The 14339-nt window shown below is 59.4% G+C and carries 13 protein-coding genes and 1 pseudogene; 6 read left to right on the forward strand and 8 right to left on the reverse strand.

The genetic code is table 11. The features are described 5' to 3' along the window. Positions 1–93 precede the first annotated feature (93 nt). From ACT4OC_RS25620 to grxD, 7 genes and pseudogenes are all read right to left on the reverse strand, one after another. Entirely contained in the window at positions 94–339 is a 246-nt protein-coding gene (locus ACT4OC_RS25620) for a hypothetical protein (RefSeq protein ID WP_444841837.1), read from the reverse strand. Then, positions 332–866, reverse strand: a pseudogene (locus ACT4OC_RS25625) ((2Fe-2S)-binding protein). Before ACT4OC_RS25625 ends, ACT4OC_RS25620 begins: the two are co-directional and overlap by 8 nt. A gap of 214 nt (positions 867–1080) precedes the next feature. Next, entirely contained in the window at positions 1081–2334 is a 1254-nt protein-coding gene (locus ACT4OC_RS25630; protein WP_444841838.1) for a fumarylacetoacetate hydrolase family protein, read from the reverse strand. A gap of 102 nt (positions 2335–2436) precedes the next feature. Then, positions 2437–3666: a CaiB/BaiF CoA transferase family protein gene (locus tag ACT4OC_RS25635; protein WP_444841839.1), complete on the reverse strand. Its 1230-nt coding sequence runs from the start codon at positions 3664–3666 to the stop codon at positions 2437–2439. Between the two features lie 2 nt (positions 3667–3668). Then, entirely contained in the window at positions 3669–4481 is an 813-nt protein-coding gene (locus tag ACT4OC_RS25640) for an enoyl-CoA hydratase/isomerase family protein (RefSeq protein WP_444841840.1), read from the reverse strand. Between the two features lie 301 nt (positions 4482–4782). Next, positions 4783–6006 carry an ABC transporter substrate-binding protein gene (locus tag ACT4OC_RS25645; RefSeq protein WP_444841841.1) on the reverse strand — a complete coding sequence of 408 codons (1224 nt, stop codon included), beginning with the start codon at positions 6004–6006 and terminating at the stop codon, positions 4783–4785. A 628-nt stretch (positions 6007–6634) separates the two neighbouring features. Further along, a complete protein-coding gene (gene grxD, locus ACT4OC_RS25650) occupies positions 6635–6958 on the reverse strand; it encodes a Grx4 family monothiol glutaredoxin (protein WP_444841842.1) in 324 nt (107 codons plus the stop codon). A gap of 353 nt (positions 6959–7311) precedes the next feature. Between grxD and ACT4OC_RS25655 the strand changes: the two genes are divergently transcribed. Both ACT4OC_RS25655 and ACT4OC_RS25660 read left to right on the forward strand, forming a co-directional pair. Further along, positions 7312–8508: an acetyl-CoA C-acyltransferase gene (locus ACT4OC_RS25655; protein WP_444841843.1), complete on the forward strand. Its 1197-nt coding sequence runs from the start codon at positions 7312–7314 to the stop codon at positions 8506–8508. A gap of 104 nt (positions 8509–8612) precedes the next feature. Beyond that, entirely contained in the window at positions 8613–9827 is a 1215-nt protein-coding gene (locus tag ACT4OC_RS25660; protein ID WP_444841844.1) for a multidrug effflux MFS transporter, read from the forward strand. A 13-nt stretch (positions 9828–9840) separates the two neighbouring features. On the opposite strand, the gene ACT4OC_RS25665 is transcribed toward ACT4OC_RS25660, so the two are convergent. Continuing rightward, entirely contained in the window at positions 9841–10335 is a 495-nt protein-coding gene (locus ACT4OC_RS25665; RefSeq protein ID WP_444841845.1) for a winged helix-turn-helix transcriptional regulator, read from the reverse strand. 129 nt (positions 10336–10464) lie between these two features. Here ACT4OC_RS25665 and ACT4OC_RS25670 point away from each other — a divergent pair, with 129 nt between their 5' ends. From ACT4OC_RS25670 to ACT4OC_RS25685, 4 genes are all read left to right on the forward strand, one after another. Then, positions 10465–11181 carry a hypothetical protein gene (locus tag ACT4OC_RS25670; RefSeq protein WP_444841846.1) on the forward strand — a complete coding sequence of 239 codons (717 nt, stop codon included), beginning with the start codon at positions 10465–10467 and terminating at the stop codon, positions 11179–11181. Positions 11182–11191: 10 nt separating this feature from the next. After that, positions 11192–11683 (forward strand): (2Fe-2S)-binding protein, encoded by a 492-nt coding sequence (locus ACT4OC_RS25675; RefSeq protein WP_444841847.1) that lies wholly within the window; start codon positions 11192–11194, stop codon positions 11681–11683. Further along, complete coding sequence (locus tag ACT4OC_RS25680) at positions 11680–14052, forward strand: xanthine dehydrogenase family protein molybdopterin-binding subunit (RefSeq protein WP_444841848.1); 2373 nt, start codon at positions 11680–11682, stop codon at positions 14050–14052. Before ACT4OC_RS25675 ends, ACT4OC_RS25680 begins: the two co-directional genes overlap by 4 nt. After that, positions 14049–14339: FAD binding domain-containing protein (locus ACT4OC_RS25685; protein ID WP_444841849.1), on the forward strand; the 291-nt coding region annotated here is incomplete at its 3' end. The genes ACT4OC_RS25680 and ACT4OC_RS25685, both read left to right, overlap by 4 nt.

Here is a 14339-nt window from a genome sequence, read left to right on the forward strand (position 1 = left end):
TGCCTCGCATCATTCGAGCGTTGATCGGCATAAAGCGGTTGACGGATGGCGAACCGCGCCTGCCCGGCATCGTCGCCATGGTCACGCGCCAAACTAGGTGAGCAAACGGGTGAGCTGCTCCGCATGCCGGGATAGTGCGACGACCAAGTCCCAGCTATTCGAAGAGACGGGAAGATGACGGATGTCATCGGTAAAGTTGCCCAGACCCAGAAGATGATGCAAATCCTCACGCCTGCGTGCGGGACGGCCCAAGCGCCCGCCATCGTCCGGCTTTGCGGGAAAGACCGAAGTAGTTATTGCCTCCGGCAGCGGCTCAGTCTTCGTCTTTGATTTAGGCATGACTGGCCTCCCGAGCTGCTTTGTACGTGGCAACCTGATCGCCGTGTCCGGCGCCACTGGCCCGCTCGTGACCAACTGAACGAATCGCTTCCACGATGTGCTGGTAGCCTGTGCAGCGCCAGAAGTTTCCCTTCAGCCACGCAGCAATTCGCTCTTCGGTTGGGGTTCGGCTCCCGTTCGAGTAATTCGAGCGAACTCATGATCATGCCTGGGGTGCAGAAGCCGCACTGGAGCCCGTGGCAATTCTGAAACGCCTGCTGGAGCGGATGAAGTTGCCCATTTACCGCCAGGCTGTCGATCGTGCTGACGCGGCAACCGTCCGCCTGTACGGCGAGAACCGTGCAGGACTTGACCGCTCGGCCGTCGAGATGAACCGTACATGCCCCGCACTGGGTGGTATCGCAGCCGACATGAACGCTCGTGAGGCGCATATCGTCGCGGAGAAAATGCACCAGAAGCTTTCGCGATGGAACAGAGTTTCGGTGCGGAGTCCCATTAACGTCGAGAGCGATTGTGTGTTCGGACATGCGACTTGCCTCTTGGTTGAATGGCCGATGACGCGAGCAGATCAGTAGTCGAGCGGCGGTGGGCCTGCCCGCGTTCGATATGCACATTGATGGTGCAGTGCGGTTCCGTTGCCATGCGGACCGCACCTCCAGAAGCCAGCAAGCGCCTGCCCGTCCGACTCTGCATCGTCATTCAGACCTACGGTGCGCACCGCGACCGCCAGTTCTCTAGAAACTACTGTTCGGGCCTTCGGCTAGGAGCAACAACACCGACAAGATCTCCGAAAGAAATCTTTGATGGGCCATTCGCTGTACCCGTGAAGCGAATTTGATCGCCATCCAAAAGGTATCGACGTTCGGTTCCGTCCGGCAGCGCTATTGGATTTTTGCCGTCGCTGGTTAACTCCAAAAGACAACCCGAGCCATCGATCGACTCGCCCGACACCGTGCCTGACCCCAACAAGTCGCCAGGTCTTACTACCGATCCGTTCGAGGTCACGTGAGCGAGTTGTTGCGCACCGTTCCAGTGCATGTCGGACAGATTGGATCTACAGATCACCAGCGGTGGGATGCCTTTCTCCCGCATAATTGCTGATGTCAGTTCAACTTCGAGCGACACGTCAAACCAGAGCGGTTGGGTACACTTAAGATAATCTAGTGGTGGCGGTGTTTGCTCACGCACCAAGCCACTATTTGCGAGAGCTTCCAATGGAACAACCCAAGCCCCTACCTGAGTTGCGAAGGACTTTGACAGGAGAGGCCCCAGCGGAGTTGCTTCCCATCGTTGAAAATCTCGCGCGCTCCAGTCATTTAACAAAACAAGGCCGAATATATAGTCACTGAAATTTTGGACCCCGACAGGAGTTCCATTTCGGGACGCGCGACCAACAACAAAGCCGACTTCCAACTCGAAATCGAGAGCGCGCGTGGGAGCATAGATTGCCTCTTCGCCTTCCAGATATTGTCCATGCGGACGGATGATGGCCTCGCCAGGCCCCACGATCGTGCCGGTTCGACTGTGATAGCCTACGGGAAGAGACAACCAATTGGGATGCAATCCCAAGTCTGGCCGCACAATTTGCATCGCGCGATAGGCATGGTGATAACTCGAGAAGAAGTCGACGAAATCCCCGGGCGCGACAGGTGAAGACATTCGAAGGGAAGAGCGATTCAGAAGGCACTCCTCGACATCGCTACGATATGGACTGCTCGTTGACAGATGTGATTGCAACCTCGAACGCAAGCCGTCCCGCAAAGGGCGATCCACTGCAAGCAGCGCATTTAGCGAATTGTGCCTCCAGACGGCACTCGGAATTCCAAGATCCTGAAAATGACCTTTGTCAGCGTACGCAGCGAGATCAAGCGCATAATCGCCGATAGCGACGCACAAACGGTACTGGCCTGTCTTTTCGTTGCGGCAAACACCGTAAGGCAAGTTAGCGAGCGAGAAGCCGCCATCATCAGAGCCTTCGATCCACGATTTGATCATCCGGAATATCGCTTCCCTTTCATTGACCCCGTCAGGCAAATGCACATCCACTCGAATGACTTTTGCCGCCTACACCTGCAATTTGATCCATCGTGATACTAATTACGACGTTTCGGGCGAGGCGGTCTTTGGAGCGACAAATGCGCCACTCGAATGGTATCGATCAATCTCTTGAGAACTGAGCCCGAGCTTTGAGAAAACGTCGCGATTGTGCTCTCCCTGAAATGCTGGCTCGGTCGGAGCCGGAAGCTTCGATTCAGAGAACTTCCAAGGGCGACCCGGTAAGCGGAACACACCGCCGTTGCGATTGGACACTTCCTGCACTGCGCCCCAGTAATCAGACCAATCTGTCCGGCCGAGCGCACCCAGCGTGCGGACTTCACCCATGGCGATTTTTGCTTCGTCGAGCTGCGCGTCCAGACTTGCCATATCAGCAAACGTCAATACCCACGTTTGGATAATTTCAAGCAACGCGTCATAATTGGCGGCGCGATCAGCAGCAGTTTTGAAACGCGGGTCATCCGCAAGGTCGGCGCGGCGCATAGCGCCGAGATAGCTTGGGAACGTCATACTTCCGACGATGCTCTGAGCCAATATAAACGTCTCACCCTTTGGTCCGTGAAGAAACGGACCATCGGTTGCTCCAAGAATTGCAGGCTCCGCACCAAGATCCAATTCAGCAAGATCGACGTGAGCACGTTCGTTAACAGCCACAATCGTCGCCGCCATGGCAACGTCGATGTATTGTCCTTTTCCGGTTCGCGCGCGATCGGATAGCGCAGCAAGGATAGCAATTGTTGCCTGCAGCCCGGTATAGACATCAGCATGCGAAAGGCTGTCGGTACGCGGCACCGAAAGCGCGTCGCCCATGTGTCGCAAAGTATTTGCGGTAAATCCCGACTCGGCCTGCACCGTTGGAGCATAGGCCATACGCGCGCGCCATGGGCCGCCCTGACCGTATCCTGTGATCGAGGCATATATCAGTTTCGGATTACGTGACGCGAGATCGTCATAACCAAGACCGAAGGATTCCAATGTGCCCGCCCGAAAGTTCTCAACGACGACGTCAGCCGTATCGCAAAGCCGAAGAACAAGCTCGCGCGCACCTGGTACATTCAAATCGATGCTAACGTTACGCTTGCCGACATTTTGCTGTGCGTAATAGCCCGACATCCCGCCTTCGAACGGGACTGCAAAGCGTGATACATCCGGCCTTGGAGGTTCGATCTTGATGACCTCCGCGCCCAAATCGGCCAGGGTTCGAGCGCATAGCGGACCGGCTAGAACTCTGGAAAAATCGACAACACGAATGCCGCTCAGTGGTCCGGTCATCTTCAGTTCCCCTGGAATTTAGCGAGGCCCGGTCCATTGGCCATGAACGACTCAAGACCCCGCTTGAGATCTTCCGATGACCAAATTGGCTTCTGCAATTCGACCATTGCGAGATCTGCAGCTTCTACGCCCTCGTTGGCGGCAATTGCGGCCAATCTCTTGGTAGCAGCGTGCGCGATCGTTGGTCCGCGCGCCAGTTCATGGGCGATCGCTAGCGATGTTTTCTCAAGCCCGTCATCAGGAACGACAAGGTTAATCAGACCCCAACGCTCGAGAGTCGCCGGATCGTAACGGCGCCCAAGCATTGACATCTCCTTTGCGCGGGCCATACCGGCCCGCTGTACCTGACGCTGGATGCCTCCCATCAAAGGATGTAGCCCGAGCGCGGATTCAACCGAGCCAATTTTTGCGGACTCAGCTGCGATAATGTAATCGCTCGCAAGCGCGAGCTCGAGCCCACCCCCAAGACAAACGCCATGGATACTCGTCACGATCGGCACCGGCAGTTCTTCAAAGGCACGGAGAAGATCGAGGCCACTGAACGTGCTGTCATTGCCTTTCTGTATCCGGTCAGCGAAGAGTGTGAGGTCCGCCCCCGCAGAAAAATGACGCAAACCGCTTCGCAGAAGCACCGCCCTGCTGCCGCGTGACCTTACCGCATTGAACTCGCCGATCAGCGCCGAACTCAACGCAGGTCCGACCAGATTGTAAGGCCGATACACCATCGTCAGAATTGTCACGGGTCCGTCGACTTCAGTTATGATTATCGCCTCGTCCTTATGACTCTCTTCGTTTGCAGCTTCCGCCAACGCCATTGCGCGCTCCTTTAGATTGCGGCCTGAATCGGCCGTGTTTAACTCCGGTCCCGTCCGACCGAATTCTCCCAGCCTACCTTCGGAAGGAAGATGCGGTCGTCTTCGATCTTCATCAGCTTCGGTCGGGAAGCAGACGCTGTTGTTCTGCCCCTTCCTTCGAGATGGTCCGCCCTGAAGGCGCATCTGACGCAACACTTGATCAGATCGTGCGAGTGCGGCGTCGAAGGGAGCGGGTCGAGGACCCAGCAGAGGGAAGGCCTGTACGGTGCACAGGTCTTCGTTGTCCAAATGGGAGAGCGAGTCAGCTGCGTTCGGAGCTGAGGAGCGGCCCGAACAGTTCCCAGCTGCCGCCCTGGAATCGCTGCATCTGAAGCTGTTTGATCAAGTTGTAGTCGGTCGGGCTGCTTCTAAGGCGGATGCCGGGAAGCAACGGTCCGACCTCGATATCGAGATTGGTCGCCTGTTTGAGCACGTTCTCGCGGGTGAGATTGTCGCCGCATTTTTTGAGCACTTCGACCATGGTCTTTCCGACGGCGTAGCCGTACACCGTGAAGCCGTCGCCTCTGTCGCCCTCAGGAAAATACTTGTCCATGAAGGCCAACCACTCGTTCATGCCAGGGTCGTTCTTCCACTTCGCATCGTTTGCGTCTTTGAGATAAACGGCACTCAACACACCCTGAGCGTTCTCGAAGCCGGCCGGCTTCATCACGCCGTTCACCGACGACGAAACGTTGCTAACGATGTGAACGGGTTTCCATCCCACCTCAGCGACCTTCCTGATGCTCTGCGCCGCAAATTTCGGCGTTGCGATCGTCAGCAGAACATCGGCATTCGCGGATTTGATCTGTACTATCTGGGAATCGACCGTCGGCGCGGTCACTTCGAATGGAGCCTCCGATACGATCATCGAGGCCTTGGCGCCCAGACCGTCGCGCAAACCGATGAGGTAGTCTTTGCCGAAGTCGTCGTTCTGATAAAGAATTCCGATCTTCGCGTTCGGATGGTTCTTCATGATGTATTGCGCGTAGATGCGGGCTTCGTTCTGGTAGTTGGGAATGAAGGCAATCGTCCAGGGAAAGTTCTGCGGATCAACCCACTTCGAAGCGCCCGTTGCGAGGAAGAGGTGCGGGATCTTCTTCGCGTTGACGTACTTGTGAATCGCGGAGTTGCCCGGCGTTCCGAGTATGCCAAACAGCAGCAGCACTTCGTCGTTCTCGACGAGCTTGCGCGTTTGCTCGACGGTTTTCGGTGGACTGTAGCTGTCGTCGTAGCTGAGGAAGTTGACCTTCCGGCCGTTGATGCCGCCCTGCTCGTTTACCATTTTGAAATAGGCGGAGAACGTCTTGCCGATCACGGAGTAGGCAGACGCCGGTCCGCTATACGGCATGATGTTGCCGATTTTGATTTCGGTATCGCTCGCGCCAGCGTCATAAGCCTTCTGGGCGATCGCGCCCGTCGCGGTCGCTGCGCCGAGCAGACCAGCGGCCAGTAACGAACCCGCAGTCTTGAAGATGCGATAGTCCATTGGTGTCCCTCCCTAAGGGGATGATGTCGATGTTCGCCTGGCCTTTTATTTGTGGCTCGTGACGGAGGTCAGTTCCAATATGGTTGCCGTGACCCGCGCGCTGCGCTAGATAAAAAAATCGAGATAGCGCTATTCACGTGCGATCAGCGGCACCGCCTCCTAGTCTTGTCTGCTGACTGGCTCTGAAGCCGCCCAGCGTCAGGACGTATTCGCAACGTTCCGATTGCCGGGCGGACACAGCCAGCCGCAGCGAGCCGTCTTCCGCTAGACCGCACGATTTCTTCTCCAGTGGCGAATTCGAGATTTGCAGGGATGGCTAAGAAAAGTGCTGCGCGCGTGTGCGTCACAGCGCAAGCCAAAGAACAAATTGCGCCACGACCGCACAAGGCAGTCCAACCGTCAACGCGAGGAGCTGTCCCCGTCTGATTTCATCGATGTTCAGGTCGGGGACGTGTTCGATAGCGAGCAGCAGGGTTAGACCGCATTCCATGAGACCTCGATCCTGCCGGCCGGCGTACCCGATTCATTTCGATAGCGGGAATCGCAATGCAGATCGATGTGGCGATGCGAGCCCTGCATCATTCGAAGCAGCCATTGCATCGGCTTTCGATGTAGTCGCAGCGTGCGCTCAGGACTGCGCTGGCACGCTCTTCTGGAGAAGAGCCTGCAATTCCCCCAACTGGAACATCTCCGTTACGATGTCGCAACCGCCGACGAATTCCCCTCGCACGTACAGCTGCGGGATTGTCGGCCAATCCGAGTAATCCTTGATCCCCTGCCGCAATTCTTCGGACTCGTAGATGTTGTGCGATTTGAAGGGCACGCCGAGATGGTCGAGTATTCGGACCACCTGCGCAGAGAATCCGCAAGCCGGTGCGGCTTGCGTGCCTTTCATAAATAGAACGATCTCATTGGAGTTCACTTCGCTGCGGATGAAATCTGCAATACTCATGATCGTTCCCTTCCATCTGATCGGCAAGAGCCGGCTTCCATTTTGCACCCAACCGTCGAGCATAACGTACACTTTTAGAACTTACGTGCCTTGAGGCCGACCCCGCGCGGCGGTCGGCATCATGGTCAAAGTTCAGCGGACGCGCCGCCGCTTGCCTTGGGGGAGGCTCCCACCAAACGACCGGTTTTCCAGAAAGTCAATTCTAAAATAGAATTGACCTAGATCCCTTCTGCATGGCAGCAACCCGGAAAGCGCCTTGGCGCCAGGAAGGAGGCCGCCAACACCGCATTGCATTCCAGTTCATAGATGATTATCGTCATATAATAACTCGCGACCGAGCAGGAGAACCCGTCATGGCCGCATCCAACGATCCCGTCGTCATCCTTTCCGCCGCCCGCACCCCGCTCGGCCGTTTCATGGGTGAATTGTCCCTCTTGAGCGCACACAAGCTCGGTTCCCATGTGATCGGCGCCGCGCTGGAGCGCGCAACGCTCGCGCCAGAGCGGATCGACGAGGTCTTCATGGGCAACGTGCTGCCGGCCGGCCAGGGGCAGGCCCCGGCACGCCAGGCCGCGCGCGGAGCCAAACTGCCTGACGCCACCGGCGCGACCACGATCAACAAGGTATGCGGCTCGGGCATGAAGGCCACCATGCTGGCTCACGACATCATCCATGCTGGCTCCGCCAGCATCGTGCTATCCGGCGGTATGGAGAGCATGAGCAACGCCCCCTACCTGCTCGCCAAGGCGCGCGGCGGCTATCGTGCCGGCCACGATAGGATCATCGATCACATGATGATGGATGGACTCGAGGACGCCTACGAGACCGGGCGCTCAATGGGCGATTTCGGCGAAGCGACCGCGGAAGCCTATCAGTTCACCCGTAAGGACCAGGACGCCTACGCTATGGAGACGCTGACCCGTGCGCGCAAGGCGGTGGAAGGCGGTGCGTTCGAGGCCGAGATCGTGCCGATCACACTGACCGAGAAAGCCGGGCCGCGGATCATCGCCAACGACGAGCATCCGCTCAAGGTCGATCCCGCCAAGATCCCCGGCCTCAAACCCGCGTTCCGCGCCAACGGCACCATCACGCCGGCCGCTTCCTCGGCCAACGCCGACGGCGCCGCGGCGCTCATCTTGGCAAGACGCTCGCTCGCCGATCGCGACGGCCTCCCGATGCTCGCCGAAATCAAGGGCCACGCCACCCATAGCCAGGAGCCGCAATGGTTCACCACGGCACCGATCCCTGCCATTCGCAAGCTGCTCGATAAAATCGGCTGGAGCGTCGCCGACGTCGACCTGTTCGAGATCAACGAGGCCTTTGCGGTGGTGGCAATGGCCGCGCAGAAGGATCTCGGCATTCCCCGCGAAAAGCTGAACGTGAACGGCGGCGCCTGCGCGCTCGGCCATCCGATCGGCGCCACCGGCGCGCGCCTCATCGTGACGCTGCTGCACGCGCTCGAAGCGCAAAATCTGAAGCGCGGCGTCGCGGCGCTCTGCATCGGGGGTGGAGAGGCCACCGCTATTGCGGTCGAGCGCATCGTCCGCTGACAGATTGTCCAGGCGGAACATACCATGGCGAGCGGCACGAACGGTGCCGCCCGACGTTTTGTGACCTGCCCGGAAGCTGGTACCTCAACGTGACGAAAGGTCTCATGGCCGACCAGAGCGAAGCGGTCGCGACTGCACCACCGCGCGCGCCAGTCTCCGGCGCCTTGCAGATCGCGGTCCTTGCCGGGCTGGCGTCAATGGGAACGCTCGCGACCAATATTATGCTGCCGTCGTTGCCGCAGATGGCGGCATCGTTGGATGTCACAAGCGCGGCGGTCACGTCTGCCATCACAATCTTCCTTGCGGTGTTCGCATTGGGGCAGCTCCTGGTCGGACCGATCTCGGATCGCTACGGGAGACGCTGGCCAGTTTTAGTCGGATTTGCGGTGTTCTTCGGCGGCAGTGTCTGGTGCGGCCTGGCAAACGATCTAGCAAATCTTCTCATCGGCCGCGTCTTGCAAGCGTCGGGCGCTTGCGCGACATCAGTACTGTCGCGTGCCATAGCCCGCGATATGTTCAGCGGCGCGGCGCTGGCACGGGCGATGACGCTAATCATGATTGCAATGTCGGTGGCTCCTGGCTTCTCGCCGCTGCTTGGCGGCGCGCTCGATCACACCTTTGGTTGGCGCTCCGAATTCGCCCTCGTCGCCGTTCTTGCGGTGATTGGTGCCATAGCCTATGGCATCCTGCTTGGCGAAACCCACAACTCGATCCGAGTTCCGCTCGATCCGATAGCCATCAGCGGAACTTATCTCGGTCTAATTGGCGATCGCCGTTTCGCGGTCCCCGCCGCAACCGTCAGCCTGATCATAGGCGGACTGTTCTCGATGTTTTCGGCCGCTCCGCGCATATTCATCGAAGCACTTCAGTTTACCCCGATCCAGCTGGGTCTCTTTTTCGCCGGCACCGTCCTGATCGTATTCGCGGCCGGCATGCTGGCAACGAAATTGGCACCACGCCACGGGCTCAAGCGCTCGATCCGTGCCGGTTTGTGGGCAACGGCCGCGGGCAGCGTGGGGATCCTGCTCGTCTCGTTGTTCAGCCCGACCTTCCTGCCGTATCTCTGCGCGATGAGCGTGTTCGTCCTCGGCATGGGCATTGTCACTCCCCTCGGCACCGCGCAGGCGCTCTCTCCGTTCGGCCAGAAAGCCGGAGTGGCCTCGGCGCTGCTCGGTTTCTGGCAGATGATGAACGCCGCGGCCGGCGTATGGCTGGCCGCCACCGTGTCGCATGAAGCAATGTTCGCGCTAGGCGTGGTGTTGACGATCTTTTCGCTGGCTGCTCTCGGCCTGTACGCGCTGAAGCCGGCGCCTGATTAGCGACAGACCGAAATCATCGCTGGTCGAACTTGGTCAGTCGCCACCGCACGAGCTCGTCGGCGCCTGGCCCGGCCTGCGGCCGGATGTCTCTCAATCGGACCACCTCCCCTGACTTGTCGTCGACCAGTGCGACCTTCACCGGACGTCCGCTGTTCTTGTTGATGAACCTGAGCGGCGGCCCCGCGTCGCCTGTAATGGCCCACTTGTCCCCGACCTGGGCGAGCGCCTGAATCACCAGGACGATGTCCCACCCTCTTCGCGTGAGGATGTATTCGTAGCGATCGGGGCCCGTCTGGTACTGCCGCCGCTCGATCAACTCGTTTTCTTCCAAATGCCCGAGCCGGTCCGACAGCGTCGCATGCGTGACCCCAGTCGACTTCCTCAGCTCCTCGTATTTGCTCAGCCCGAGCGAGAGATCGCGCAGGATCAGCATGGCCCAGCGGTCGCCGACGGCATCGAGCACGCCGGCAATCGAGCACGTCATTCCCTCAAAGCTCTTCAACCGCATCGCTTCCGTCCTTGCAAACTACTCTGATTATTAGAGTAATTCGGCTGCCCGCGCAAATCCTGTAAAAGGGCTTGCGTCTCTCTTACTCTTATCATTAGAGTTACTATAAGCACAACGGGGGAAACGGCGATGGCATACCTGCGCGATCTGGTTCTCGATGCCCACGGCGTCGGGCAATGGAAGCGGTTTCGCAGCATTGAAGGGGACATGTCGATCGTCGGCGGCCTCTGGGCGCGAAAAGGCTGGCCGGACGCGCTGAAGAACGTTCGCGTCGCCGTCGATATCGCCCAACAGCAGCTCAGCTACCAGCCGTTCACGGCCGAGGGCCTGCGCAGCTTCTATCGACCTGACCTGGTCGCGATCGATGCTTTCGATGGCAAGCGCCTCAAGCAGCGGTCCAATCCGCGCGAAGCATTTTCCGGCCACTCGCCGGCGACGCCCTGGGACGATCTCCACCTCGCCTATTTCAGCGGCTACGCGATGTGGAACTACCTTAACACGCCCTTCATGTTCGCGCTGCCGGGCTTTGCGATCGAGGAGATCGGACCATGGGTCGAAGGCAGTGAGACGTGGCGCCGGCTCAAGATCACTTTCCCAAAATCGGTCGCCACACACTCGCCCGAGCAGGTGTTCTATGTCGACGACAACGGCCTGATTGCGAGGCTCGATTATTTCGCGGACGTCGCCGGCGGCGTTCCGACCGCGCACTACACGTCCGACTATCGCGACTTCGACGGGATCAAGATTTCCACCAAACGCCGCGCCTATCGCCGAAACACCGACGGAACTCCGATCCAGGACGGGATCGTCGTCGCCATCGACATCAGCAACATCAGGTTTTCGTGAGGGAGGTGTCATGTCCAGTTCTGAAAGGCTTCATGCCGTGACGCTCGAAGTCAACGGCGCCCGCAAGACCGTCGCAGTAGAAGCGCGAAAATTGCTGGTCCATCTGATCAGGGAGGACCTTGGCCTCACCGGCACGCATGTCGGCTGCGATACCTCACAGTGCGGCGCCTGCACGGTGGAGCTCGACGGACGAGCGGTAAAGTCCTGCACCCTGCTGGCCGTGATGGCAGACGGCGCGTCAATCACGACGATCGAGGGCCTGACCGACACAGGCGCCGAACTCAGCCCCATTCAGGCGGCATTCCACGAGCATCATGCGCTGCAATGCGGGTTCTGCACGCCGGGCATGGTGATGAGCGTGCGCCAGCTATTGAAGGACCGGCCTGATCCAAGCGAGCACGATATCCGCCAAGGGCTCGCTGGCAACATCTGCCGCTGTACCGGCTATCACAACATCGTCCGCGCCGTCGAAAGCCTGGCATCGAAAGGCGATCAGCCATGAACGAAATGACCGCCATCCGCCTTATCGGCCAACCGCTCAGGAGACGCGAAGATCTCAAACTCCTCGCCGGCAAGGGCCGCTACGTCGATGACGTCAGGTTGCCGGGTATGCTGCATATGGCGGTACTGCGGTCACCGCACGCCCACGCCGAGATCAGAAGCGTCGATCTGTCGGTAGCTAAAGGCTCGCCGGGTGTTCGCCTCGCTCTGTCGGGAGAGGCGCTATCCGGCAAGATCGGACCGATCGTGCCGAACTGGGTTATCCCGGGCAGCAAAGTTCCGTTTCGTCCTGTGGTCGCAACCGATCGCGTTCGCTTTGTCGGCGAGTGCGTGGCGCTAGTGGTGGCGGAAACGCTGGCCGAGGCCTATGACGCCATCGGCCTGATCGATGTCGATTACGAGGTACTGCCCGCCGTGATCGACGAAGAAGTCGCCATCCGCGATGGTGCACCGCAGCTCCACGATAACGTGCCCGGGAACATCACCACGATCTATAAGGTACGCGGGGGCGACTACCAGAAGGCCACCCGCGAGGCCGATCAGGTCATCGGACTGCGCGTCGTCAACAACCGCCTGATCCCGACGTGCATGGAAACGCGCGCGATCGTTGCTTCGCCAGAACCGGACGGCACGCTGACGGTCTATATCGGCAGCCAGGTTCCCCACATGCACCGGCGCTGGATCGCGGAAACCGTCGGCATTCCCGAGCATCAATTGCGGGTGGTCGCACCTGATATCGGGGGCGGCTTTGGCGCCAAGATGCATCTATATCCGGAGGACCTGCTCTGCCCCTATCTCGCGCGCGAACTCGGCGCACCGGTCAAATGGTGGGAGAGTCGCTCCGAGAGTCATCAATCGACCAGCCATGGTCGCGCTCATACAGAAAACATCGAGATCGCGTTCAGGAACGACGGCAAGATCCTTGGCCTGAAAGTCGAGACACTGGGCAATGTCGGCGCTTATCTCTCGAACATGGCAAGCGGCGGTCCGACCGTGAATACGGTCAACTTCGGCACCGGCACCTACAAGATCGACAATTATGAAGCGACTTCTCGCGTCGTGGTCACCAATACCGTGCCGGTCGATGCCTATCGCGGCTATGGCCGGCCCGAAGGAGCCTATATTGCCGAGCGTGCGATCGATGCGGTGGCGCGCCACCTCAAGCTCGACCAAGTCGAGGTGCGGCGGAAGAATTTCGTTCAGCCAGCGGAATTTCCCTATCGGCCCTACGGCAGCATGGGCGTGATGTACGACAGCGGCAACTACCAGGGACTGCTCGACAAGGCGCTCGCGGCCTTCGACTATGAAGGACGCCGCAGCGAATGCGAAGCCTTGCGCGGAAGCGGCGTCTATCGCGGCATTGGCGTCGCCGCCTATACGCATATGTGCGGAATGGCGCCGTCACGCCGATTGGCCATGAGCGGATTTGACCGTGGCGGCTGGGAAAGCGCACGGGTCAGCATCGATTCCAGCGGACGAGCCACAATCTATTCGGGCTCGATGAGTCAGGGACAAGGCCATATCACGTCGCTGTCGCAGATCGCGGCGGACGTGCTGCAGATTCCGATTGGAAACATCGACATCGTACAGGGTGACACCCGCCAGGTTCAGGCCGGCCACGGCACCTTCAATTCCCGTTCGATGGCCGTCGGCGGATCCAGCGTGCACGTGTCCTCGCAACGCATTGTCGCCAAGGCTAAGAAAATCGCGGCTGGCATGCTGGAAGTGGACGAGAAGGATGTTTCCTATTCGGCGGGCGCGTTCAGCGTGCCCGGCACGGATATTGCGCCGGTGACCTTCTCGAAGGTCGCCCGCATGGCCTATGTCGGGCACAAACTGCCTGATGGCGTCGCGCCGGGCCTTGATGAGACTGTGTTTTACGACCCGACCGGCATGGGTTCGCCGTCAGGCATCCATCTCGCCTATGTCGAGGTCGATCCAGAAACCGGGATCGTCGATATCCTCGATTATGTCGCGGTGGACGACGTCGGCACGCTGATCAATCCCCTGCTCGCAGCGGGCCAGATCCACGGCGGCGTGGTGCAGGGCATCGCGCAGGCGCTCTATGAAGAGGTCAGCTACGATCCCGACAATGGGCAACTTCTGACCGGCTCGCTGCTCGACTATGCCGTTCCGCGCGCCGAGCATGTGCCGAACATCCGATCGCTATTCCAGGAGACTCCCTCGCCGACCAACCCGATCGGCGTCAAGGGCATCGGCGAGAGCGGCTCGATTGCCGCCCCGCCCTGCATGGTCCACGCCGTGCTCGATGCCTTGTCACCGTTCGGTATCAAACATATGGACATGCCGCTGACGCCGCCACGCATCTGGGCTGCGGTGCAACAAGCACGCATGGGAGCGTCCCAATGATCCCCGCAGCCTTCGATTATGTCCGCGCATCTTCGCTTGCCCAGGCGATCGACCTGATGCGGGACGATCCCGATGGAACAAAACTTCTGGCTGGCGGCCATACCCTGCTGCCGGCGCTGAAGCTGCGGTTGGCGTCTCCCGAACTCCTGGTCGATATCGGCGGCATCGCCGAGATCAATGGAATCGAGATCGGCCAAACCGGGATCAGAATCGGCGCCCTGACCACCCATGCCGAGCTGTTTGCTTCCGAGCCACTGCACAGGGAATTGCCGATCTTTCGCCAGGCG

This window comes from Bradyrhizobium sp. (assembly GCF_052389815.1).
Classification (GTDB): domain Bacteria; phylum Pseudomonadota; class Alphaproteobacteria; order Rhizobiales; family Xanthobacteraceae; genus Bradyrhizobium.